The sequence below is a fragment of the Algoriphagus kandeliae genome (genome assembly GCF_004571135.1).
GTDB classification, from domain to species: domain Bacteria; phylum Bacteroidota; class Bacteroidia; order Cytophagales; family Cyclobacteriaceae; genus Algoriphagus; species Algoriphagus kandeliae.
Genome location: NZ_SPSB01000002.1, coordinates 45561 through 69888 on the forward strand (window position 1 = coordinate 45561; position 24328 = coordinate 69888).

At 40.9% G+C, this 24328-nt stretch carries 19 protein-coding genes; 6 read left to right on the top strand and 13 right to left on the bottom strand.

Going from position 1 to position 24328, the window contains the following annotated elements; genetic code table 11:
- Positions 1–39: 39 nt before the first annotated feature.
- Positions 40–2385, bottom strand: coding sequence for a M1 family metallopeptidase (locus E4S40_RS04725; RefSeq protein WP_394345397.1), 2346 nt, complete (start codon positions 2383–2385; stop codon positions 40–42).
- A gap of 7 nt (positions 2386–2392) precedes the next feature.
- On the bottom strand, positions 2393–2974 hold the full coding sequence (locus E4S40_RS04730; RefSeq protein ID WP_135071709.1) for a HupE/UreJ family protein: 582 nt from the start codon (positions 2972–2974) through the stop codon (positions 2393–2395).
- A gap of 81 nt (positions 2975–3055) precedes the next feature.
- On the opposite strand from E4S40_RS04730, the gene E4S40_RS04735 reads away from it, so the two are divergent.
- Positions 3056–3553 (top strand): DUF6702 family protein, encoded by a 498-nt coding sequence (locus tag E4S40_RS04735; RefSeq protein ID WP_135071711.1) that lies wholly within the window; start codon positions 3056–3058, stop codon positions 3551–3553.
- Positions 3554–3603: 50 nt separating this feature from the next.
- Here E4S40_RS04735 and E4S40_RS04740 read toward each other — a convergent pair whose 3' ends face one another.
- From E4S40_RS04740 to E4S40_RS04750, 3 genes are all read right to left on the bottom strand, one after another.
- Positions 3604–5094, bottom strand: a complete 1491-nt coding sequence (locus E4S40_RS04740) for a RagB/SusD family nutrient uptake outer membrane protein (RefSeq protein ID WP_135071713.1) — start codon at positions 5092–5094, stop codon at positions 3604–3606.
- A 12-nt stretch (positions 5095–5106) separates the two neighbouring features.
- A complete protein-coding gene (locus E4S40_RS04745; protein ID WP_135071715.1) occupies positions 5107–8244 on the bottom strand; it encodes a SusC/RagA family TonB-linked outer membrane protein in 3138 nt (1045 codons plus the stop codon).
- 484 nt (positions 8245–8728) lie between these two features.
- On the bottom strand, positions 8729–9277 hold the full coding sequence (locus E4S40_RS04750; protein WP_135071717.1) for a 2'-5' RNA ligase family protein: 549 nt from the start codon (positions 9275–9277) through the stop codon (positions 8729–8731).
- A 103-nt stretch (positions 9278–9380) separates the two neighbouring features.
- On the opposite strand from E4S40_RS04750, the gene E4S40_RS04755 reads away from it, so the two are divergent.
- Positions 9381–10295, top strand: a complete 915-nt coding sequence (locus E4S40_RS04755; protein ID WP_135071719.1) for a universal stress protein — start codon at positions 9381–9383, stop codon at positions 10293–10295.
- Here E4S40_RS04755 and E4S40_RS04760 read toward each other — a convergent pair.
- Both E4S40_RS04760 and E4S40_RS04765 read right to left on the bottom strand, forming a co-directional pair.
- Entirely contained in the window at positions 10292–11209 is a 918-nt protein-coding gene (locus tag E4S40_RS04760; protein ID WP_135071721.1) for a class I SAM-dependent methyltransferase, read from the bottom strand. The genes E4S40_RS04755 and E4S40_RS04760 overlap by 4 nt on opposite strands.
- Before the next feature lie 3 nt (positions 11210–11212).
- Positions 11213–12583 (bottom strand): exopolysaccharide biosynthesis polyprenyl glycosylphosphotransferase, encoded by a 1371-nt coding sequence (locus tag E4S40_RS04765; RefSeq protein WP_135071723.1) that lies wholly within the window; start codon positions 12581–12583, stop codon positions 11213–11215.
- Positions 12584–12698: 115 nt separating this feature from the next.
- On the opposite strand from E4S40_RS04765, the gene E4S40_RS04770 reads away from it, so the two are divergent.
- Positions 12699–13409, top strand: coding sequence for a class I SAM-dependent methyltransferase (locus tag E4S40_RS04770; protein WP_237563133.1), 711 nt, complete (start codon positions 12699–12701; stop codon positions 13407–13409).
- Here the strand turns inward: E4S40_RS04770 and E4S40_RS04775 are convergent.
- The 4 genes from E4S40_RS04775 to E4S40_RS04790 all read right to left on the bottom strand — a co-directional run bounded on the left by E4S40_RS04775 (position 13406) and on the right by E4S40_RS04790 (position 17878).
- On the bottom strand, positions 13406–14194 hold the full coding sequence (locus tag E4S40_RS04775) for a DUF3050 domain-containing protein (protein ID WP_135071725.1): 789 nt from the start codon (positions 14192–14194) through the stop codon (positions 13406–13408). The genes E4S40_RS04770 and E4S40_RS04775 overlap by 4 nt on opposite strands.
- A gap of 84 nt (positions 14195–14278) precedes the next feature.
- Positions 14279–16069, bottom strand: coding sequence for an ABC transporter ATP-binding protein (locus E4S40_RS04780; protein WP_135071727.1), 1791 nt, complete (start codon positions 16067–16069; stop codon positions 14279–14281).
- An 81-nt stretch (positions 16070–16150) separates the two neighbouring features.
- A complete protein-coding gene (gene solA, locus E4S40_RS04785; protein WP_135071729.1) occupies positions 16151–17266 on the bottom strand; it encodes an N-methyl-L-tryptophan oxidase in 1116 nt (371 codons plus the stop codon).
- A gap of 15 nt (positions 17267–17281) precedes the next feature.
- Positions 17282–17878: a hypothetical protein gene (locus E4S40_RS04790; RefSeq protein ID WP_135071731.1), complete on the bottom strand. Its 597-nt coding sequence runs from the start codon at positions 17876–17878 to the stop codon at positions 17282–17284.
- Between the two features lie 311 nt (positions 17879–18189).
- Here E4S40_RS04790 and E4S40_RS04795 point away from each other — a divergent pair, with 311 nt between their 5' ends.
- Entirely contained in the window at positions 18190–19401 is a 1212-nt protein-coding gene (locus E4S40_RS04795) for a tetratricopeptide repeat protein (RefSeq protein WP_135071733.1), read from the top strand.
- On the opposite strand, the gene E4S40_RS04800 is transcribed toward E4S40_RS04795, so the two are convergent.
- Both E4S40_RS04800 and rbfA read right to left on the bottom strand, forming a co-directional pair.
- On the bottom strand, positions 19398–20624 hold the full coding sequence (locus tag E4S40_RS04800; RefSeq protein WP_202615338.1) for an FtsX-like permease family protein: 1227 nt from the start codon (positions 20622–20624) through the stop codon (positions 19398–19400). The two genes, E4S40_RS04795 and E4S40_RS04800, sit on opposite strands and share 4 nt — an antisense overlap.
- 11 nt (positions 20625–20635) lie before the next feature.
- Complete coding sequence (rbfA, locus tag E4S40_RS04805) at positions 20636–21019, bottom strand: 30S ribosome-binding factor RbfA (protein WP_135071735.1); 384 nt, start codon at positions 21017–21019, stop codon at positions 20636–20638.
- Positions 21020–21101: 82 nt separating this feature from the next.
- On the opposite strand from rbfA, the gene E4S40_RS04810 reads away from it, so the two are divergent.
- Positions 21102–22490 carry a hypothetical protein gene (locus E4S40_RS04810; RefSeq protein ID WP_135071737.1) on the top strand — a complete coding sequence of 463 codons (1389 nt, stop codon included), beginning with the start codon at positions 21102–21104 and terminating at the stop codon, positions 22488–22490.
- A gap of 119 nt (positions 22491–22609) precedes the next feature.
- Positions 22610–24325 (top strand): type VI secretion system tip protein VgrG, encoded by a 1716-nt coding sequence (vgrG, locus tag E4S40_RS04815; protein ID WP_135071739.1) that lies wholly within the window; start codon positions 22610–22612, stop codon positions 24323–24325.
- The last annotated feature ends 3 nt before the right edge of the window (positions 24326–24328 follow it).

The following is a 24328-nucleotide window of genomic DNA, read 5'->3' on the forward strand; positions in this document are numbered from 1 at the left end:
TGCCTGTCCGCCTTAGGCGGATCCCACTCACAAATAAAATTACTTCTTCTTACTCTGAGCTCGCTTCATCGGGTTGTCACCGAAAGAAGCTCCTCGAGCTCCACCTCTTCCTTTGAAAAGCTCAAAACGAGATGGCTGATATTGTCTAGGCCAGTAATTGCTGCTTTCGTCGATATCGGCAGTTTCCCGATACGGATCAAGCACAAACTGAACCACCTCTTTTTTCTTAGCAAATACCTTGGTGACTTCGGTTTCATTCAGTTTCCAGATTTCAGCTGGAATCCGTTCTATTTCCGAAGTGCCATCGGCATATTGGAATTCGATAATCAACGGCATCACCAAACCACCCACATTTTCGAAGGTAAGCTCGTAGAAGTTCATGTCTGAATTCAACAACTCCTTCTCTTTCGGAGAAAGGCTCGCCATAAATCGCTTGTATTCCTCCTCATCCTCAGGCATAATTTCAAATCGATCGTAGCTATTGTAGAAATCACGAGTTGCTGGATTTGCTTCTACCACGGTCTGAGGAACATCATTTCGGTTAAATTCCTTCGTGATGTAGCTTTCTTCACGCTCGAATTCAGCCTTTTCAGCAGCCTTCTTCTCGGCAGGAGTCCGATTATCCAATTTGAACCATTTCACATCCTGAATCGCAATATCCACAGGCTCAGTACCGAAGAACCATCCTCTCCAGAACCAATCCAAATCAACTGCAGAGGCATCTTCCAAGGTTCTGAACAAATCTTCAGGAGTTGGATGCTTAAACATCCATCGTCTTGCATACTCTTTGAAAGCAAAGTCAAAAAGTTCTCTACCCATGACAGTTTCCCGAAGGATATTCAATGCAGTAGCGGGCTTTGCATAGGCATTTGGACCAAACTGAATAATATTTTCCGAGTTGGTCATGATTGGCTCCAAAAGATGCTTCTCGCTTCTCATGTAAGGCACAATCTTATGAGCAGGACCTCGGCGGGAAGGATAATTTCTATCCCATTCCTGCTCAGCCATAAACTGCATAAAGGTATTCAAGCCTTCATCCATCCAAGTCCACTGACGCTCGTCAGAATTGACAATCATGGGAAAGAAGTTGTGTCCCACTTCATGGATAATCACCGAAATCATCCCGTATTTAACTGCTTCAGAGTAGGTTCCATCCTTATCCGGACGACCATAATTGAAGCAAATCATCGGGTATTCCATCCCATTGCTTGCCTCCACAGAGATAGCGGTTGGATATGGGTAATCGAACGTATGGGCAGAATAGGATTTGATGGTATGCGCTACCACTCTTGTTGAATACTGCTCCCAAAGTGGATTAGCTTCTTTGGCGTAGTAAGACATAGCCATCACATCTTTTCCACCTTGCTTGACAGCCATGGCATCCCAGATGAATTTTCGAGAAGAGGTCCAGGCAAAATCACGGACATTCTCCGCTTTGAAAATCCAGGTTTTCTTTTGATTAGATTTTCCTTTTTCCAATTTCTCAGCTTCCGCTTGGGTACGGATAATTACCGGATTGTCATATGACTGCTTAGCTCTATTCCATCTTTCTAACTCAGTAGAAGAAAGTACTTCCTCTGGATTTTGAAGTACACCGGTAGCTCCCACCATATGGTCAGCCGGCACGGTGATTCGTACTTCATAGTTTCCAAATGTTAAAGCAAATTCTCCTCTTCCGAAGAACTGTTTGTTTTGCCAGCCTTCGAAATCCGAATAGACTGCCATTCTAGGGAACCACTCTGCCATGGTGTAGAGGTAGTTTCCATCTTCAGGAAAATATTCATATCCTGGTCGACCGGAGATATAACTCATGCGATCAGTGATATTGAAAGACCAGTCCACAGAGAAACTGAAGCTTTCTCCAGCCTTCAAAGGCTGAGGAAGGTCAATTCGCATCATAGTTTTGTTAACAGCAACCGGTAGTGGATTTCCGTCCGTGTCCTTTACATTCAAGACCTTGTATCCGAATTCCTCATTTTCCCATAGAATTCCCTCTAATGTTCTCAAAGTCATTCGGGAGTTGATGGAGCTTTCAGCTACTTTAGGTGCATCAGATTCAGGACCTCGCTGATTTTCCTCCAGCTGCACCCAGAGATAGGTCAAGACATCAGGTGAATTGTTGATATAGGTGACTGTCTCCGAGCCTTTGATGGATTGATTGTCATCATTCAGTTCCACGTCAATCACATAGTTGGCTTGCTGCTGCCAGTACATATGTCCAGGAGCACCGGAAGCGGTACGATAGACATTAGGTGAGCGGAGCATGGTACCTAGCTGTTCAAAGCGCTCGGCATGGTTTTGCTCTGATCTACGAGCCTGAGCCCAAGTTTCCACTGAAACAAGTACCAAGACTACAAGAGCTAATCCTATTTTTCTCATAATCATTTATTTATTACCAAAATTTCGTTCCTAACATAAGCGTCAATGCAATTCCAAATACACTGGAGGCAATGACTAAGGTCCAATCCCTTCTATTTACTCCGGCTATCCCTACCAAAATTCCTGTAACAGTCAAGAAAATGGCTACGACAATCAACTGGCCAACTTCCAATCCAATATTAAATGCCAATAAAGGTTTCCATATAATCGCTTCTTTTCCCAATAATTCTCTGAGATAATTAGAGAATCCAAGTCCATGGATTAATCCAAAGAACAAAGCAAGCACATAATTCAACTGGATATTTTTACCAGTAGAAGGCTTTGGTTTAAGAATGGTTAAAAAAGCGGTGATAGCTATAGTAACCGGGATCAAAAACTCGATAATATCCGTTCTAACCTGTATGACTTTAAATGTAGCCAAAGCAAGGGTCAGCGAATGTCCAATGGTAAAAGCAGTCACTAAAATCACAATCTTGCGCCAGTCACGGGGAATGTACAGGGCACATAAAGCCAAGACAAAAAGAATGTGATCGTAACCCTGAATATCTAGAATATGCTGAATCCCAATACGGAAATAAAGCTCAAATGAATTCATATCTGAATAAATACCTCAATTGAAGTAAATTGCGGCAATAATACAGGTTTATTCCCACAAATAGTACCCATAATCTTCCAAATGCTACAGTTTTACACATCGATACTGACAATAGGATGGATGGTTTTAAGCCACCCATTTTTCATTTCCTTGACTGAAATAAGACAAAACCCCAACTCCAAAAGATTGGAGATAGCTACCAAAATCTTTTGGGATGATCTGGAGGTTGGCTTAGGCAGTTTTCATGATGTAAAAATCGATTTTCTCAATCCGGAAAATCCCGAAAAACTTGAAAAACAAATCGATGCCTACTTCCATCAAAAAATTCAATTTTGGGTGGAAGGGAAAGAAGTGAATTGGAGTCTTCTTGGATATGAAATTGAAGAAGATGCAGCTTGGTTTTACTTGGAATCTGAACCCGTCCAATTTTCCGGAATGTTTAAGGTAAAAAACTCACTCCTTATTGAAGATTTTTCCACCCAACAAAATATTGTTCATATCTACGAGGGAAACAGTAGAAGCCCAAGAAGTATGCTTTTAACCAAGGGAAATGAATCAAATGAAATGCGATTGAAATAAAGAAAGCCCGATGAAATTCATCGGGCTTTCAATTTGAATCAATCTAAACCTTATGAAGGGTTTTGAACCATATTTTCGTTTGCGTTCAATTCAGAGATAGGAATTTTGAACTGCCAGTTGTTGGTACCTGCAGGCTCATCAAACTTAGAGTTGATAACCGTAGCAACATGGTTTGCACCATTTCTGTCCAAAGGCAAGTTCAAACGCTTCAAATCGTAGAATCTGAAACCTTCACCCCAAAGCTCGATTCGACGCTGAATCATGATCTCTTCGATCAAAGCCTCGCCTGTATTGGAAGTCAAAGTGTATTCAGGGTCACGCTGAGAAGCAAACTCAAACAATACTTGAGCAGCTTGAGAATCATTACCAGATCTAGCCAAAGCTTCTGCTTCCACTAAATACATCTCAGCAGCTCTCATGTAAGGTACATCACCTACAGAAGAAGCATTACCTTGAGCAACAAACTTACGGTTCATGTAGTCACGCTTCGCAAAAGAGCTCAAAGTCACCTCATCGATGAATGGATCTCTCAAAGCGGGATCAGATGCATTTGGATCCCAAAGACCTTTTCTGTAATCCGTATCAGAGATCATATCGTACAATTTGCTGCTAATTGCTTTCGGATTACCCCGAATATTCGTTGAACTGAAGTTCAAGGATACATAAGCAAAGTAAGAAGCAAAGAATGTCTGCTGATCGTCAATTTGACGGCTTCCCCAGATCCACTCTTGATTGTCAACATTATTGAAACCTTCATAAAGCTGAGTTTCAGACATCAAATCATATCCTTCTCTAGCCAATTTAGCTTGAGCAGCTGCTACTGAATAGTTACCTTGAGTCAAAGCAACACGAGCTTTAATACCTCTAGCAACATTGATGTTGATGTGAGACTTCGCATTTCTGCTTTCGTCCAACAAAGCAATCGCAGCATCCAAATCCGCATTGATTTGAGTATAAACCTCTTCTACAGTGTTTCTAGCACCACCTTCAGTGATTGGTTCCAATACGATTGGTACACCCAATTGGCTATTGCCTCCGCCAGCATTGTAACGCTGAGCGAACAATTGAACCAAGTTGAAGTGAGCCCAAGCACGATAAGCCAAAGCCTGACCTTTGATCTCATCTTTTTCAGTCTGAGGTCCTTCTGCATTGTCGATATTGGCAATGATCATGTTAGCATTACCAATGATCTTGTAGTAGAATCTCCATACAAAACGTACGTCACCACTGTTTTCATTGATGTGGTTTAACCATCTGGAGATAGATACAAACCATCCATTAGCGATACCTGTCATAACGTAGTCATCGCCTAATGCTTCTCTCATAATCATCACACCACCTTCACCCGGCTGACCTTGAGAGTCATAGCGGATAAACATGGATCTGTGAATACCATTCAATGCAGTCATTGCATTTTGCGTAGTTGTAAAGACCGCATTCTCTGATACCGCATCCGTAGGAAGGGTATCCAAATAGTCCTCAGCGCAACCAAAACTTAGGATTGCTCCGAGCAAGAATATTTTACTTAATAATTTCTTCATGGTTTTGGTAGATTACAGTTGGACATTAACACCTAGCGTGAAAGTTCTTGCCGGCGTAAAGGTGTTGGAAGTCGTACCGCTGAACGTACCAGAAACGTACATTCCACTTCTTGAAGACAACCATCCTAGGTTTTCACCTGCCAAATAAACCGTAGCACCTCTCATTTTCCATCTCTCCAATAGGGTTCGAGGGAAGGTATAAGAAAGGTTTACAGACCTCAAGTTCAAATAGGAAGCATCCGTCAACCATCTGTCAGAAGCAACGTTAGTCTGTGCAGCACCAGTTACGTCCATTTTAGGAACTTCAGTGATGTCGCCAGGCTGCTGCCATCTATTCAAGATATCCACGTGGGCAGCTCCACCATCAGGATCAGCAGCCATTAAGCCTGCATAGATTCCATCATAAATATCACCACCAACTGCAAAGCTGACCAACACGTTCAAAGAGAATCCTTTGTAAGACAAGGTATTGGACAAACCTCCGAAGAAGTCAGGGATTGCATTTCCAGCAAAGTGGAAACGTGCATTTTGGAAGCTAGTAGTCAAGGTGTCCTGACCAACGATTCGGGTAGTTGCATCATCCTCATCATATTCTGCAGCACGGTACAATCCTTCACCAGTTTCTGGATCCACACCATACCAGTCTCTCAACCAGAAGTCATAGATGGAACGACCAACCACATATTTCTTAGTACCTACGATTTGCTCATCGAAAGGCAATTCTTTGAACTCGTTTTTGAAGGTAGACACGTTCAAGTTGGCATTCCATCGGAAGTCGCCTGAACGAACCAAATCACCACCAATGTTGAATTCAATACCAGTATTTGCCATAGTACCGATGTTTTGGAATCGGCTGTTAAGACCTGTAGTCAAAGACAAAGGAACTTCAAATAGCAAGTTGCTAGACTCTCTGTTGAAGTATTCGATTGTACCGGAGAATCTGTTTCCGAATGCAAAATCCAAACCTAAGTCATAGGTATTGTTGGATTCCCACTGCAAGTCCAAAGCAGAAAGGGAAGCTTGCAAAATACCAGGCTCAGAAGCGTTGTTAAAGCCTAGGTCATACAATGCTTGCCAAGGATAGAATCCACCGACGTTGTTGTTACCAACTTCACCATAAGAAGCTCTCAATTTCAACAATTGGAAGAAGTTAGAATTGAAGAAGTCTTCCTGATCAATAGACCAAGCAGCACCTACTGAGAAGAAAGTACCCCATCTTACATCTTGAAAGAATCTAGAAGATCCATCTGTTCTCCAAGAAGCAGAGAAAGAGTATTTATCATCATACACATAGTTCACTCGAGAAAGGTAAGACTCGATACGATCTCTGTCTAGACGACCTGTTGCAGAGTTGATGGTTACGAAGTTGTCAGGCTCGATATTTCCAGCCAAGATTTGATCCTGCTTGGAGATGAACTGACGATTTACTTGGTAATCATAATTCTCATGACCTGCCAATACTTCTACAAAGTGCTTCTCATTGAAGGTATTAGAGTAAGTCAACAACTGGTTGAAAGTCAAAGAGTTGATTCTAATGTTTTCTCTTCGAGTTCGACCTGCTGGCGCACCATCACCTACGATAGTATTGTCATATCCAATATTCAATAGAGATGTGATATCTGTAGCGATATTGGTTCTGAAAGTGAAGTTCTTCAAGAATTTAGCCTCTACATAAGCACGGGAAGAAATCACGTCTCTGTCGAATCGATCAATGTTCAACAATGTCTCTTGTACTACGTGACGGCCAGGATAAGCACCTGCACCTCTTCTTGGAAGACCTAGTTCTTCCAAATCACCCAAGTCAAAGATTTTGTTTCCGAACTCATCCAAGATAAATCCACCTGTTTGCATATTCTGAGCATAAACAGGGTAGATAGGTCCCATAGAACGAGCGGTAAAGAATGGGTTCACAAAGGAGTTACTTCCACCATCTCTTGCATTGTTTCCTTCACTCATGGTTGCAGAAAGGTTGATACCTGTCTTTAACCAGTCAGTAGCCTGCGTATTCACATTCAATCGACCTGTGAATCTTTCGATGTCAGACTGAATGATAAAACCTTTCTCATTCAAATAGTTGAAAGAGGTATAGAAGTCCGTCTTACCAGCTCCACCTGAGTAGGTCAAGTTGTATTCTTTACGGTCACCCATACGCTGCAATTCATCAAACCAGTCAAGACCTTGGAAATTGTTTACTGCATTTGGATTCAAAGTACCATCCAATCCTACGATTTGATCATTAGGAACATTGTACACATTGTATCCAAGGATGTCGATCAAATTGTTTGAAGCAAAAGCTGCAGCATCAGCAGGACTAGCACCGTTTCCAAGTTGAGAGTTTTTCAAAGATTCCCAAACCAATGGATAATACTGATCAGCATTCACACGGTCGTATTCTGGAAGTGCACGACCAGAAACACCCTGCTGCAATCTCAAATTGAAAGTAGGCTTGTTTTTGTTACCAGTCTTAGTAGTAATCATTACTACACCGTTGGCAGCACGAGAACCGTAAAGAGCCGCAGAAGAGGCATCTTTCAAGATCGTCATGTCTTCAATATCCTCTGGGTTCAAGTTGGAAAGGTCTCCGTCATAAGGAACACCATCTACTACATAAAGAGGAGCAGAAGATGAGTTAACAGAACCGATACCACGGATACGTACAGCAGGAGTAGAACCTGGCTGACCGGATGCAGAAGTAGTGATAACACCAGGGGCTTGACCCTCGATAGCATTCACTACGTTGTTGATAGGACGATTAGCGATTTGATCACCTTTCAATGCTACAGCAGAACCGGTAAAGTTTCCTTTATCTACTGTACCACCATAAGCAGTGATGATCACTTCTTCCAAGTTTTGGGAATCTTCCTGCATCACCACATTGATTTCGCTGCGGTTGCCGATCAATTCCTCTACACTTCTGTAACCGATATAGCTGAAGACCAACGTGGTAGCACCTTCAGGTACTAGCAAGGAGTATCTTCCATCTAAATCCGTCACGACCCCGATGGTCGTTCCCTTTACAAGGACATTCACACCGATCAAACCATCTGGTTCCTCGGGTGCTGTCACTCTACCTGTGATGGTTCTGTTTTGCGCCATGACAGAGATTCCTGTCAAAAAGAGCAATACAAAACCTAGTAAAATTTTCTTCATAGGTTTAGTTTTAAATAGATGATTTATTTTTCGTCAGGATAAATCACGAGCTAAAATCGAAAAAGAGCAAATTTTGCCACTAGACGTCATTTTGCTAAAAATTGAAATAAAATTTCATGATTTTTAAAAAAGCAAAATTATCAATCGTTAACTAAGTGCCCAAACACTGTCCGAACACTGTCCACCTCATTCTTTTTGCCTTTTTGAATATTTTTTCAATATAAAATTTCGAAAAGGGTCAATTATTATAATTTTTATTTCTATTCTTGGAAAAATTCAATTAATAGAATTATGATTCTTTAGATTTAGAAAAAAAATATTATACTGAATTTTACCGAAAAATAGATTTATTCGAAATAAAATTCTTATCCTGTCCGATATTGAAAAAATGATATGCAAAATTTATTAGTTCCTTTAATGATTTTATCAAAATTTAATTTTTTTTAGAATTTTTAATAAAAGGATAAAAATTGATTTAATAGGCTCACTTTTTTAGCAAAATCTCAATTTTTGGCTCCCAAATCCCATTTTGGTGCTTTAGCAGAAAGAAGCTTTTGACCACAAAATTTGCTGCCAAATCCTGCTTTCTAACAAAATCAAAAACAGCTTGGAATTGATGCTTTTTGATATCCCGAAAGGCTACCGTCATATGCGGATGAAAGCTCAAATCACTCAGCTCATCCTTAAGGTTAAGGTTTCGCTTACAAAATATCCGTAAGGCTTTTTGCATCTGGAATAAATCATCCCCTGCAAGGATATCCAAAAAAATCACACGTCCTCGAAATTGATCTGTCCCCTTTACTTGAAGTGAAAAAGGGGAATAGTCTTTGGCAAAAGAATTTATTAAACCGACCATCCGCTCTTCTTTCAGCTCATTATATAAATAAGGCATCCGAAGAGTGATATGCGGGGGAGATTTTAAGGCGTACTTAATACCAAACTCTTCCCGGATTTTTAACTTCAATTCATGAACCTGCTGAAGGAAATCCGAAGGAGGTAAGATCGCTAGAAAATATTTTTGCAATTGAGTCATCTGATCAATTATCCAATTAGCCCCACTTTAGGGCAAAATCGTAAAAACTGTTTAATAAACTCAATCATTATTTTAAATTAAGACTCTCAAACGACATTGCGCTATGAAATTTTTCCAAAAAATTATGATTGGTTTGGATTTGACTGAGATGGATGACATCCTGATCGAAAAAACCAAAGTATTCTTGAAGTTTTTAGGAGTTGAGAAGTGCTATTTTGTCCACGTTTCCCAAAACTTGGCTATCCCGGATGAAGTTCTTCGCCAATATCCAGACTTGTTAGCACCTGGGGATGAATCCATCGAAGCCCTCATCGAGGATAAAGTTCAACAACACAACTTCCCTAAAAATATCGAAATCGAAATTTTTGCTGAAGAGGGAGACCATCCTCTGGAAACCTTTCTTCGATGGGCTAGAATCAAGAATGTTGATTTGATTGTGATGGGACGAAAGGAAACCTTGGCAGGGAATGGAGTTCTTGCAAACGGAGTGGCCAAAAAAGCTCCTTGTTCAGTTATGTTGCTCCAAGAAAGAAGGCCGCCAGGACTTCCAAAACGCATCATGGTTCCTACGGATTTCTCCAATCACAATCATTTGATTTATGACTTTGGAGAAAGAATAGCCGATGAATTGGGGGCAGAACTTATTCCAGTTCACATGTATCATGTTCCGGCAGGCTATTCCAAAACAGGTAAATCATTTGAGGAATTTGCTGAAATCATGAAGAATAATGCAGAACATGATTTTGAGAAATTTGTATCACATCACAATCATCCTGAACTCAAGTGTGATTTTGTGTTAAATGACGGGGAGAATCCGGGAGATCTCATTATGAATGAAGCTCACAAGCTGGATGTAGATATGCTGATAATGGGTTCTAGAGGCCGGTCCAAATCAGCAGCCGTTCTACTTGGAAGTACGGCAGAAAAAATGATCGAAGCCAACAATTCCCTTCCAATGATCATTTTCAAGAAAAAGGGAGAAACTTTAGGCTTTTTTGAGGCCTTGCTTCGAATTTAATCGACACGCTCTAAGAAGAAACAAACCTGATCACCTTTGCCCTCCTGATTGTATTGGAGGGCTTTTTTATTGAATCCGTCTAGTTCCTTTTTGGAAAAATGATCTGCTAAGTTCTGCCCAGCCAATTTGAATCCTTTCTCATAAAGCCTAGATCCCCAAAACTGGAAGCCTGTTGAATCGAAAAACACCTCCTTCAACCGAAACCCACTTTTGGAAACCAAGGATTGAAATCCCTTTAAACTTGGAATAATCAAATGACGAGGGGCATCTAGCTGAACCCAATTTTCTCCAAATTCCCTCCAAGCCTCACAATTTGCCAACGGTGTACGGATTAATAATCTACCTCCTGGATTAAGCGAATTATAGCACCGCTTCAATTCTTCTTCCGGATTTTCCAGGTGTTCAAAGGAATGATGCATCATGATTACATCAAACTTCTGATCAACCTCTTCCAGTTTGCTCTTAACGAGTTTAAATCCCGGGGCTATTTGTGAAGACTCTGATAAAAAAGGATCTATTCCAGTCAAATTTCTAAATCCTCCCGCATGCAATTCATAGAGCAACTGCCCATTCCCACAACCCACATCAGCAATGGCGTCCTCAAACTTCCTGTGAATTCGCTTTAGCCAATAGCCATAAGAGGGACTTTTCCAGGAAATTCCCAAATCTAAAAACATACGCATGCGAAGCTTTTTAAGAAAAAGCCTCAAGGAACCCGACTTAACAAGGGGAATAAAAGAATAATACCCTTCTGAGGGATAATAGGGGCTTAGGTCTTTTGGAACTTCTTTTATTTGTAAAGATTGACAGGATAGGCACTCTTGGTAAACAAAAGATTCACCTAAGCCGAGCATTTTTTCCTGAGCAATAAATTCCCGAAGATCTTCCCCTCCACAAAATTTACAGGATGCCATGGATTAATAGGCATTTTCACGGTTAAAGAGCAATTCATGAATTGTCTTAACCATAATTCCCATATCCAATAAAAATGACCAATTATTGATGTAAAAAGAATCCAGGCGAACCCGGGATCGGATTTGATGAGGGTTTTCAATTTCTCCTCGAAAACCTCTGACTTGAGCCAAACCAGTAATTCCTGGGCGGATTTTATGTCGGGAATTATACCGGTCTATTTGCTTCTTGAAGGTTTGGTTCATTGGGATGGTATGCGGACGTGGGCCCACGATGGACATATCCCCTAACAACACATTGATAAATTGAGGCATTTCATCCAAAGAGGTAGTCCGTAGAAATGATCCTATGCGCGTCACACGCGGGTCACCTTTGACTGCCTGAACGGTATCTGCGTAGTCATTCGGCGTCATCGATCTAAACTTCAAACAGTTAAAGACGCGATTGTTGACACCGTTTCTTTTTTGAATAAAGAAAATAGGACCTCTGGATTCAATCTTGATTAGCAATCCCACCAAAGGGATCAACCAAGAAAGAATGAATACAATAACCAAGCTGGCAAAAACCACATCAAAAGCCCGTTTGGCAAAACTATTAAAGGCATTATCAAGCGGGATTTCATTGACATTGATGACGAAGAAATCACCATAACGGGAGAAGGAAAGATTTTTCTCCAACTGCAAGGATCCTCCAGGAATCATCTTGACTTTGATGTAATTCTCATCCGCAAAATCAATCACTTTGCGTACAAGTCCTGGCTCAAGCTGCTCATGGATGTAAATCAGATCCAAATCTAAATTCGGCGCTTGCTCAAAAAAATCATGGATATCTCCACGGGTCTGCTTGCAATCAGAGAGGTTATCGAAATAGCCAAGGAAGTTGATTCCAAAATCCTTTCGAATCCGAAATACATCAGCAAGTTTTGGACTAGTCCCTCCCTTACCAACGATCACCGCATTTCGGTAATTGTTTCCTTTGGAACGGTAAGACCGAAGAAGCATATGCACGCCAACTCGATAGCTTCCCATCAAAACCAACATTCCCAAGCCCAAAGCCAAGACTGGAATTACCTGAAGATTGGGGGTATTGAAAGGGATCCACAAGACTGCAGTGGCTCCTACAAACCAAAAAACGGTCCCCAACAGATGTCTGAGGGTTTGGCTGTATTCGTCAGTACGGCCGATTTTGTAGTCTTTTCGAAGAAGCACTATGAATAGCCACAGGATGGAAAGCGGAAAAAACGCCTCCAATCCGACTCCGGCAAAAATTCCAAATTCTTGGAGTAGCAGGTTGCAAATCAACAAAGCAACCCATGAAGCAAGAATATCACTGACTGTAAAAAGCCAAGGAAAATATTTATCAAATCTGCGCTTCATAAAAATCGGATCAAACAATTCGTTCTGAACAAAAATCAGGCTAAGCTATTCATTCAAAGGCTTATCTCGATTTCAAATCCAAAATTAAGAAAAGAATCGTCAAGCATGCTTACTTTTGACACTAAATTCTGAATCACTGGTATTTTTGGCAATGACGAGTTTTCTCTCAAAGATTTTCGCTTCTTCCGATAACCCCGACTCTTTGGGCGCAAGTTTTCGTAAAAAAAGACTGGCCTATTTTGAGTCTCTATTTTTCAAGATTTTTGATCCCGAGCAAGCTATCCGGATTCTCGATGTGGGTGGTACCGCATATTTCTGGGAATCAAGCAAATTGATAGAATATCCTACCATTGAGATTACTTTGCTGAATCTTCACTTAGAAAAAAGCGAGCTACCAAACATAAAAGGAGAAAAAGGAGACGCTACTGCTATGCCCGAATTTGGTGAAGGTGAATTCGATCTGGTATTTTCCAATTCGGTGATAGAGCACCTTTATACTTGGGAAAATCAACAAAAAATGGCTCAGGAAATCCAGCGGGTAGGAAAAAAATATTATGTCCAAACTCCCAATCGCTATTTTCCGATTGAAGCGCATTATGCACTTCCCTTTGCGCAGTATTGGCCAAAAAACTTACTTTTTCAAACTTTGACCAAAACTCCTTTTAGCCGATTCCAAAAGTGGGATTCCCAAGATGCCCGTCAATACATCGAAGAAATCAGACTATTGGACGAAAAGGAAATGAAGCAGTTATTTCCAGGTGGGAAGGTCTATCGAGAAAAATTGGGAGGGATGACGAAATCCATCACCCTCCACAATCTGGATTAATTTGCAAAAGCTTCCTTTTGAGTTAAAATCTCCTGATTGATTCCGTCCCAAAGGATTTTTCTTGCCTCTAATGCTTCTCTTGCAGCTACGATTGCCTCCTCTAGATGAGTCTCGGATTCCAATAGCATTCCCACCATTCTCCAAGCCAAAGGACCATGCTCTTCCTCATCCAAATGAATATGACGGTCAAAATAATAAGCCAAGGTCTTGAGTTCCTCAGGTTGATCTTTTACCAATTCATCTACGAGCTTTCTGAATAAATCAGGGATCAAATCTTCTCTTCCCAAAGTAAAGGATGAGGCGATTTCATGAGGCTCACCGAAAAGCGCAGTCTGGTAATTTACCCGAAGAAATTTTCGTACAAAATCGGGGAGATTGCATTGATTCATAGACTCCTCCAAGCTGTACCCAGAGGAAAGCAATTTGGTCAATCGATTAATAGGCTCCAAAGAAGCACCTGCTTCTTGCATCGCTCGAAGGTATAATTCAAAATGACTGCAAAAGCCACCCAGACCATCTTCATCACTTTCTTCTGCTAAGACGATATCATTAATCAACCTGGCCACCATCGGGTCGGATGCCGGCAACCATGGTAAAGACATGCCTGTCAATCGATGCTGAAGAGCTTTTAGAAGACTCATAAAATCCCAAACAGCAAAAACGTGATATTCCATAAAAACCCGAAAATCCTCCAGGCTTTGAAGATTATGATAAAGCGGGTGATTCAATAATTCCTCTCTCTCCTTCTTTACAGAAGTGATTAAGCTATCTAATAAATGATCCATTTTTCAGTAATTTTTTACAGGAACAGGAGATTCAACCACTTTGTTGGAAATTATTTATTGAAAAAAAATAATGGTTGATTTTAATTAATGATCGGCAAATTGGAGGCGAACCAAATTTGAATAGAATCCATCTTCTTTTTCTGCCAGTTCATAATGGCTTCCCTCCTCCACAATTTTTCCTTCGCTGAGAACGTAAATCCGATCTACTTTGCGAATCGTAGCCAATCGGTGCGCAATAATAATGGTAGTTCTTCCCTTCATCAGCTCATCCAAAGCTTCTTGAACCAAAGCTTCTGATTCCGCATCCAGGGAGGAAGTGGCCTCATCAAGAACGAGTAAACTTGGATCTTTTAGAATCGCTCGAGCTATGGCTACACGCTGACGTTGTCCTCCGGAAAGCTTCACGCCACGCTCCCCAACCAAGGTGTCCAAGCCTTCCGGGAATTGGGAAATAAACTGCCAAGCATTCGCTTTTTGGGCAGCTAAAATGATTTCTTCCTCAGAAGCATTTGGCTTTGCATAGGCAATATTTTCACGGATACTTCCTCCAAATAACAAGACCTCTTGAGGAACTATGCCTATATGCTTTCGCAATTCCTCCAAATCCCAATCGGTGAGAGACAAACCATTTACAAGGATTTCACCCTTTTCAATATCATAGAATCGGAGAAGCAATTGAATAATCGTGGATTTTCCGGCACCCGAATGTCCCACTAGCGCCACTTTTTCCCCAGGTTTGATTTGTAAGGAAAGGGACTTAAGCACTTCCACTTCAGGTCGAGTTGGATAATGAAAACTCACCCCAGAGAAAACAATGGCTCCTAAACCGTCTGATACAGTACTACCACTAGATTTTTCCTCTTTTTCATCCAAAATCTCCAAAACTCGCTCAGAGCTTCCGATGGCTTTTTGAATTTGACTGTAAATATCCCCCAAACCTGCTATGGAGCCTCCGATAAACGTGGTATAAAGAACAAAGGAAACCAATTCTCCTACGCTCATCTCTCCCGATGATACTAAGCTGGCGCCATACCACATGACCGCTACGATTCCACCGAAAAGAGCGAAAATGATAAAGGAAATAAATGCTCCGCGGAATTTTGCTGTTCGAAGGGCTACCTTCACCACATTTCCCAATCCACTTGAATAGCGAGAGGATTCATATTTTTCTCCCACAAAAGACTTTACAGTAGTAATGGACTGCAACGTCTCTTCTACAATGACGTTGGCATGAGCTAATTCATCTTGAGTTTTCTTGCTCAGCTGACGAATAAAGCGACCAAAAACCATGGCTAACAGAACCAAGACCGGAAAAGTCCCCAGCATAAATAGGGTCAACTTCGGAGTCGTAAAAACCAAAAAGCCAATTCCAGCTAGAAGTGTGACCACCTGACGGAACAACTCCGCCAACGTTACTGAAAAAGCATCCTGCAACAAGCTCACATCCGAAGTAATTCTTGAAATAAGCTCACCAGTCCGACGCTTATCAAAAAACGCCATGGGCAAATGCAACATGCGGTCATAAAGAGCCATTCGGATGTCTCGCATGGATCGCTCAGAAACTTGAGCAAAAAGCCAAACCCGGAAAAATGAAAAAATACTTTGAACTGCCAGAATCCCAATTAAAATCAGAGCAATTCCATTAATGTCATTGACAATCCATTCCGAACCTTGAGCAGTATCGATTAATTTTCCAGCAACGTAAGGGAAAGTCAAAAGGGTAAGTGAGGAAAAAAGCAAAAAGACCAAACCCAAGAAGAAGTACCCCTTGTAGGGAAGCATAAAACGGAATATCCCGCTTAGCTTTTGGAAGTTCTTTTTATTCAACTTTCGTTTTTCGTGCTCTTCCAGTGCTCCTCCGCGTTTCTTTGCCATTCTTTAGGTTTAATCTAGCGGCAAAAATAGCCTTTTAAATTTAAAATTGGGATTACTCGGTACAAGAGGATTACTACAAAATCAACCTTCCTCTAACTTTGAGGCTAAATGCTCACCCAAAGCACTGGCATGTTTAAACCCATGTCCTGAACAGGCAGAAACCAACAATACCTGATTCATCTCCGGATGTGATTTCACTACAAATTTGGCATCCTCTGTTACTGTGTAAAAACAAACCTCGCTCCGTTCTATTTCCGGAAGCAAACCATGGAATTTTCCATTAATTTTTGCCGATAAAAATCGTTGTTGCTCCTCCTTACTAATCGTCCGATCGAGAAAACTCGGATGAGGAATTTCATCAAACTGCTCTGTAGCAACCTTGATTGTTTCTCCATCTAAGCTTGGAAAGCCATATAAAAAATCGGTAGGCTCCTGTCCATATCCCCACATAAATACCGACTTGATAGATTCCATCGGGCCTCCCTTTTCAAGTTTTACCCAATGCAGAACTTGACGGCATATTTTAAATTTTGGCTTTTCATTTTCATCTAAAAAATCCTTGACCCAGCCTCCTGCTGAAATCAGGACTTTTTTTGCTCGAATGCTTTCTTCTCGAAGTTGGATTTCTACCCAGCCTTCTCGCTGTCGAATAGCTTGTACAGGCTGATGAACCCGAATCTTAGCTCCATTTTTTGCAGCTAAATCCAATTGCGATCGGATAATTTTTTCTGGAAAAACATATCCTGCGCTAGGCTCGAAATAGGCTCTTGCTTTCGACCCGGTTTCAAAGGCTGGAAACCTTTTGGTTAGGTCTCCTTGGCGAAGTATTTCGTGGGGAATGGACTCTGAATCCGCATAAGTACAAGTCTTATCGAAAAAGCTCGAGCCCCCGTATTTGACCCAAGGCTGCTCACCTGATTCGATTAAAATTCCGCCGACTTGACGAAAAAGGTCTTCTTGGGTAAGCTGCTCTAATTCCCTCCAAATTTGCTGCGAACGTTTGGCAAATTGCACATATTCTTGCCCTTCTCCTACGGCCAAGCGAGTGATGCGAGTCTCACCATGAGAAGAACCCATGGAATGGGGCGGATCAAATCGATCTATTCCAAGGACATTCGATCCATTTTTTGACAAAAAATAAAGTGCTGCAGAACCTACAGCACCAAGTCCAATTACTGCATAATCTACTTCGATCATGACTTTATTTGATTCTTAAGACTTGCCCATTTGAGCATCGATCAACTCTCGCTTCAGCTTTCTCTCCCGCTCTAAAGTATTCTTTCGATGCTGCTCAAACTCTTCCTGCAAATCCATCAAGTCTTTTTCAGCTCGCTTGATTTTGGTGAAGCTTCGGAAATATTTGAAGGAGAAAAATGCAAGCGCTACAGCTAGAGCTGCCACCAAAATCCACATGAACGTGGAGTAAACAGCCTTATGAATTCCCATTCCTAAGAAGGAAAAATTGTCTTTGGCTTCTATTGCTTCTTGCTTTTCGGCCTCTGTCTGATTCAATAAAGCCTGAATGGATTGTATGGAGTCTTGACGTGCCTGGACCTCACCCTTCATTTCCAGAACCTCCCCTCGCATGGTTCGAATGGAGTCCATCACATTAGATTTGAGTTGATCCAAGTAGCTTCTGCGAACTACCTTGTATTCCTGATAATTATTCGAAATACTATATAGATAATCAAATTGGGAATCGATGGTACCAGACTGAAGCGATCCCTGCTGTTCGTTGGCAGACTGTGCGAAAAGGGTACCTGTCAACAATAAAAAGCAGACTAGCAGACTACCTTTAAGACTTCTCATTTTTAAGTTAGTTTTTGGGGTTGGACTGCAGCATTCAATAAATATGCCTAAGGGCAAATTTAACCCGATTTTTTAAGGATTTTATTCAAAGCTTTTTCCAATCTCCCTCGAAGGCCTGATTTGACAATACTGCCCGTTTCATTAATTCTTTGCATTCTTTGACCATAAATCTGAATCGAAACATTGCATAATCTGATAATAAATCCAGAACTGAACCTGAATATTTATTTTTTTAGTAGACCTTTTTGAAACTCGCATTCAAAAACTTTAACTTTCGTCATCATAAATTGATTACTCACAAGTATCCAACTATGAAAGTCACTCTTTCGACAATTTTAACAGCCTCATTTTTTATTTCTCTGCCCTTTTTAGGGATTTGTCAATCCCAAAATGACTATGATTTGGGGATAGAAGCCTTTGATCGGGAAGACTGGGAGACCGCATACCTACATTTCGAAAGTTGGACTCAACAAAACCCAGCAGATCCCATGGGCTATTGGTATTTAGGACAAGTATTTGAACAATTTGATGGAATAGAGAGTCCCCAATTAGCCTTGGAAAATTATCAAAAAGCTATTTCTCTAAATCCAGAAATGGCTCCTGTTTATTTCAGCAGAGGAAGGCTATTTCTCAGTTTGGGTCGATATGAGGCAGCAGAAAAAGACTTTTTAACATACCGCTATTTACCCAAAGGGGAAACTACCCAGGTTATTTACCGCCGATCTTCAACAGATCAAGGCTTTTCTTCGATCACAACAGCCCAAACGGAAAATCCATCAGACGTTTTATACTATTTAGGATTGGTTAAGCTAAGCCAAAAAGACCCAGAAACGGCTCTTTCCTATTTGGACTCCGCCATCACTTTCAATTCCAATGAAGCAGATTTTTTTTCTGAAAAGGGAAATGCACTGATGGATTTGGGAAGAAATGAAGAGGCTAAACTTTCCCTTAAAAAGGCACTCGAACTGAAGCCTAATCACTATTTGGCAAAGCAAAGACTTCTTATTTTGGAAAATGGAGGAGATCGGGCCCAATTAGAAAACTTAACTCAGGCAATTTCTCAAGATCCCGAAAATCCTCAAGCTTGGAAGCTTAGGGGGTTTTATAAGTTTTCACAAGAAGATTGGCAAGGAGCTTTAGATGATTTTTCAGCAGCAATTGAAATTCATCCTGAGGATAGCGAAAACTGGTTTTACCGAGCTAAGACCCACGCCAAACTCAAAAACTGGGAACAGGCAGAGCGGGATTTTTCAGAGGTTCTATTCATTCTTGAAAACGATTATGAGACGCTTTTAGGGCGAGGCCAGTCAAGATACTACCAAAATAAGGTAGAGGCCGCACTTGCCGATTTCATTCAATTGATCGCCCTGGACCCTGAAGACCCAAGTGCCTACTACCATCGGGGAATTACGCTGCATAGACTGGAGCGATCTGTTGAGGCCTGTAACGATATTCAAAAAGCGCAGGAATTGGGAATGATGGGAATTGAATCAGTAGCTGAAAAAATTTGCGGTTCAGACTAAAGTTCGCGAGTCGTCTCCACCCGAGAAGCTATCCAAGCCGGACGCCAAGAAGCGACTAAAGTAATGAGGATGACTGCTACATTTATCCAGGCAAAATCTGTCCAAATCATTCGAACAGGATAAGATTCTACCACTGCAGAAGCAATCCCTAGGGAAACCAAACCATAACTTTCCTGAAGCCAAACCACCAAAAAGCCTAAGATCAAACCAACCAAGGCCCCACTAACGGCAATCATTCCGCCTTGTTTTAAAAATATGGCTCGAATCAAAGCATCCTTTGCTCCCATCGCTTTCAAAATGGCAATGTCCTTTTTCTTTTCGATTGCCAGCATGCTAAGTGAAAAGAAAATATTGAAGGAGGCAATGGCCAAGATAAAGCTCAGCGTCAGAAAAACGAAAAGCTTTTCCAACTTGACAGTTCGAAGCAAATCTGCATGTTGCTCATCGGTATTCTTGACTGAAAAATCAGGTCCTAAGTGATCTTTTAGATTTCTTTGAACTTCCTGAACGCTATATCCATCTGCAACTTTGATTTCCAAGGAAGTTCTTCTAGACCCATAATTCAATAAATCCTTGGTGAAGTTTAAAGGAGCAATGACATATTCATCATCAAATTGTCGCTCTACAGAGAAGAAAGCCACAGGCTCAAGCGAAGCCGAAGAATACAACTGATTAGGGTTTAGAGTCGCTGCACTTCGAGGAGCTCTAGGATAGTAAACTTTGAGGGGCACATTGATATCCTTAAGGTTAACCGAAAGGAAAAATCCAACCCCTCGACCCATAATGGCTCCGGGCCTCAAGTCAGTCCCCAAGGTGGTATCTCCCCAAAAATATCCTTGGGAAAACCGCTCCTGCTCCAAAAAATTATCAGAAACGCCTTTGATCGTAGCTACAAGCTGATTGCCATTGTAATCAAACAAGGCATGGTCTTCAATGACTTCGGTCAATACCGCTACTCCCTCTACTTCACGAATATCATTTAGCCAATCCGGTGAAGCTTCAAAGCTTTTCCCAAGCACAGCCTCCACTTTCAATTCAGCATCGAAGCTGGCAAATAATCCCCGGATCAAATCCTCCAAACCATTAAATACCGACATGACAATGACCAAAGCCATCGTCCCGACTGCCACTCCAATCATGGAAATAGTTGACAGTACAGTAATGAAATTTCGCTTCTTCTTACTGCGAAAATACCGGGCTGCTATGAAATAGCTTAAGTTCAACAGTGGAGGTTTTAATAATCTTCTTCTTCATCCTCTTCTTCCGGAGCCGGAGGAATGTCCAAATCCGAAATTATTTGATCCATATGCTGGGCATAAGCCGCAGATTCATCGGGGAAAAATGCCAATTCGGGAATAATCCTTACAGACTTGCCGATTCGTCTAGCCAAATGATGCCTAATTTCTTTTTTATGCTCTTGAATTAATTCGTAGATCGAATTAGTATCTGCCAGCAAAAAACTCAGGTAAACCTTTGCTACACTCAGGTCGGGGCTTACAAAAACCCTTGTAACCGTAACCATAGCTTTTCCAACGAGGGGTTTTGCTTCCTTTTGGAAAATTTCTCCAAGCTCCTTCTGCAGGAGTTTTGCATGTTTTTGTTGTCTTTTACTTTCCATTTGAAGTATTTATGGTACAAATTTAGCGAAATACTTGGGCAAGCTTTAATTTCGGCCTCAAGCCTAAACTGATCCACTCAACTTGTTTCAATTTTTCAAAGTAAACGATCCTTTTCGAATCATTGGTGTAGCCTTTTTCCTACTCCTTTGGACCGTATTGTATTTGTTCTTTTCGAATGACATCCTGACCAAAACCCAATTGAGTTGGATGGTCTTGGGAGAACGGCTTTCCGATGGTTTTTTGCTTTACCAAGAAATCCTCGATGATACTGCTCCCCTTTCTGCAGGGATTTTCATGTGGATAAACAGATTTTTTGGACGGAATCTACTTGTATATGAAATACTGGGTAGACTTCTCATCATCTTTCAGGTAATCCTTTGGAACCGTACGATGATTCGGTATCGAGTGTTTGCAGAAAACACCTATTTACCCGCTATTATCTTGCTTTCACTATTTCATATGAGCTTTGATATGCTCAGCCTTAGCCCAGCTTTGTTAGGTAGTACCTTTTTGATATTGGCACTTTCCCAGCTTTTTTCACAAACGGTTTTACAGAAAGAAAGCAGCGAATCAACCTTACTAATCGGGATTTATGGTGGTTTGGCCACCGGTTTTCATACAATCTATATATTGTTTCTACCCTTTTTGATTGTGGTTGGAATCGCTATCAGTGGCTTTTCTTTCCGACAATTGATGCTATCTCTTACCGGATACTTCCTACCTATCTTACTGATCTCGGTCTATTATTTCTGGATGGATGGCCTGGAAAGTTACATCGAAATTTGGCCTTTATTTTTAAAATCAAAACCATACCTATACCAACCTCTAGAATGGATTGGGCTCCTTTTAGCTTTCCCTCTTCTTTTGGCCTTCTTGGGTTACTTTATAGGTTCGTTGGCCTCATCAGCCACCATCAACCAACAAAAACAGCGGCAAATCATGATCTTCTGGTTGCTTTTTGCAGGAAGCTCGCTGTTCTTTTCAAAACGCCAAGCAAGCTATCAATTAGTCATTTTACTTCCTGTTTTGAGCTATCTGATCACCAGATTCTTTTTGGTGATCCAGAAAAAAATCATCATTCAGATAAGCTTTTTTGCACTGGTTGTTTTACTCCCTGTTATCACCTGGCAGTTTTTTGGAAATAATGATAGCGTACAGGAAAATTACAGAGTCAAAGCTTATAAAGCCTCCCTTCCGGCAGACAAATCCATCCTGATTTTGGGAGATGAAATCGGGGCTTATTTGAACCATCGTCTTGGTGGTCCATTTTTGAATTATCACCTAAGCAAGGTTTATCTAGATCAAGATAAAGACCTGACTCAGCGCGCTCATTTATTTGAATTGATCCATTCTCAACAGCCTCAACTTGTCTTAGATCCGAATGGAGACTTTGGCAAATTACTCGAGCAATACCCTGAGCTAAAGCGAAATTATCGGCGAATTTCTACTGGAGTTTTTGAGTGGGAATAAGGATTAGACTTTTATTTTTTTATATTTAAGATATTTGTTTTCAACCTGTTAACTACTTTCAGCAGGTAGTAAAGACACTTCCTTCAAGAAGAATATCATTTTCAACTAGCTCTACTCCCATGGCAAAAAGAAGAACCCTTCCTGTCAAAAACGTCACATTTAGTATCATTTCTGAGGGGACTCAGCTATCCTCAACCATAAAAGTCGTACAACTTTCCATCGATCAGGGTATAGATAAGTTGCCATCAGCTCATATTACACTTTTAGAAGACTATAGTTCCGGGAAGCTTGAGTTGAGCAACGGGGAATTGTTGATTCCTGGGAAGATACTTGAAATTCTGATCGGATATAATTCGGAGGAAACCAAAATCTTCGAGGGCTTTATTACCAAGCACGGCATAGAAATGCAAAAAGACCGCGTTCAACTTAGTTTAGAATTAAAAGATCCTGCAATTCAAATGGCAGTCAAACGAGAGAACAGGACATTTTTAGATTTTTCTGATGCAGAAATTGCCGAATCTTTAATTCAAAAATATCCCAAACTTAGCTTTGATATTGATCCTTCCGGCCCAACACAAGAACAAATGGTGCAGTACTATTGCAGTGATTGGGATTTTATCATTTCCCGCTCAAAAGCAAATGGAAAGTTCGTTTTTGTTGAAAATGGGCATGTCAACATTTTTAATTCTGAATTCGACCAAACTCCCATTTTGGAATTATCTGTCGGTAAAAACATCATACGATTTGAGGCTGAAATAAATGCCGAAACTCAATTTGAGGGAAGCTCTTCAACCTCTTGGGATTTTTCAAAGCAAAGTCTTCTTGAGAAAAATGCTCAAGATCCCGGAATTGATTTCCCCGGAAATATCAGTTCCTCCGAGCTTGCTTCAAGTTTGGGAATGATTCAACACCAATTGCATCATGGAGGTAAAAGAAAGGAAGAAGAGATCCAAAAATGGGCAGATAGTGATCTTATGCGAAATCGACTTTCTAAAATAATTGGTACTGTAAAAATCCAAGGGACAGAAAAAGTCAAGCCCGGAGACCTTGTTTCTCTTAAAGGTTTTGGTGATCGCTTCGGTGGATTATCCTTTGTTTCTTCTGTCCGACATGAAGTCACCGAAAATAAATGGTTTACCATTTTGGGATTAGGATTACCCTTAGCCCCAGAACCCATTGAATCATCAAATGCATTGATTCCTGGTATAAGAGGCTTGCATTTTGGAAAAGTCTCCACCATTGAAAATGATCCGGAAGGAGAATATAGAGTAAAAGTATTAATTCCAATTATTGAAAATGAGTCTGATGGAATATGGGCTAGAATGGCAATGCCTGATGCCGGTCCATCAAGAGGTTTTTATTTTTATCCAGAAATTGGAGATGAAGTCATTGTAGGATTTGTCAATGAAGATCCTCGTGATGCGGTTGTATTGGGTAAACTATATAGTAGCGCACGACCTGCACCCTTGGAATCCTCCGATGATAATCACCAAAAGGGAATTTTCACCCGCTCGGGTATGAAGATGATCTTTCATGATGAGCAAGTTTCGCTCAAAATCGAAACTCCAAGAGGAAATATTCTTCAAATCAGCGAAGAAGAATCAGGGATTTTTCTACGAGATGAAAATGGAAATCAATTCCAAATGTCCGAAAATGGGGTGGAAATTTATTCACCAACTAAATTGACGTTAAAGTCCGAAGGCGATATTGAAATAGAAGGAACAAATATCGAGATCAAAGCTTCTGCCTCAATCAATGCAGAAGGAAGCGCTTCAGCAGCCTTACGATCTTCGGGCGTCACAGAAGTAAAAGGATCCATAGTCCAAATCAATTGACTT

Bases quoted from the DNA above. Each gene is read 5' to 3' on its own strand.
- E4S40_RS04725 (WP_394345397.1), bottom strand. From the start codon at position 2,385: ATGATTATGAGAAAAATAGGATTAGCTCTTGTAGTCTTGGTACTTGTT.
- E4S40_RS04730 (WP_135071709.1), bottom strand. From the start codon at position 2,974: ATGAATTCATTTGAGCTTTATTTCCGTATTGGGATTCAGCATATTCTA.
- E4S40_RS04735 (WP_135071711.1), top strand. From the start codon at position 3,056: ATGCTACAGTTTTACACATCGATACTGACAATAGGATGGATGGTTTTA.
- E4S40_RS04740 (WP_135071713.1), bottom strand. From the start codon at position 5,094: ATGAAGAAATTATTAAGTAAAATATTCTTGCTCGGAGCAATCCTAAGT.
- E4S40_RS04745 (WP_135071715.1), bottom strand. From the start codon at position 8,244: ATGAAGAAAATTTTACTAGGTTTTGTATTGCTCTTTTTGACAGGAATC.
- E4S40_RS04750 (WP_135071717.1), bottom strand. From the start codon at position 9,277: ATGACTCAATTGCAAAAATATTTTCTAGCGATCTTACCTCCTTCGGAT.
- E4S40_RS04755 (WP_135071719.1), top strand. From the start codon at position 9,381: ATGAAATTTTTCCAAAAAATTATGATTGGTTTGGATTTGACTGAGATG.
- E4S40_RS04760 (WP_135071721.1), bottom strand. From the start codon at position 11,209: ATGGCATCCTGTAAATTTTGTGGAGGGGAAGATCTTCGGGAATTTATT.
- E4S40_RS04765 (WP_135071723.1), bottom strand. From the start codon at position 12,583: ATGAAGCGCAGATTTGATAAATATTTTCCTTGGCTTTTTACAGTCAGT.
- E4S40_RS04775 (WP_135071725.1), bottom strand. From the start codon at position 14,194: ATGGATCATTTATTAGATAGCTTAATCACTTCTGTAAAGAAGGAGAGA.
- E4S40_RS04780 (WP_135071727.1), bottom strand. From the start codon at position 16,069: ATGGCAAAGAAACGCGGAGGAGCACTGGAAGAGCACGAAAAACGAAAG.
- solA (WP_135071729.1), bottom strand. From the start codon at position 17,266: ATGATCGAAGTAGATTATGCAGTAATTGGACTTGGTGCTGTAGGTTCT.
- E4S40_RS04790 (WP_135071731.1), bottom strand. From the start codon at position 17,878: ATGAGAAGTCTTAAAGGTAGTCTGCTAGTCTGCTTTTTATTGTTGACA.
- E4S40_RS04795 (WP_135071733.1), top strand. From the start codon at position 18,190: ATGAAAGTCACTCTTTCGACAATTTTAACAGCCTCATTTTTTATTTCT.
- rbfA (WP_135071735.1), bottom strand. From the start codon at position 21,019: ATGGAAAGTAAAAGACAACAAAAACATGCAAAACTCCTGCAGAAGGAG.
- vgrG (WP_135071739.1), top strand. From the start codon at position 22,610: ATGGCAAAAAGAAGAACCCTTCCTGTCAAAAACGTCACATTTAGTATC.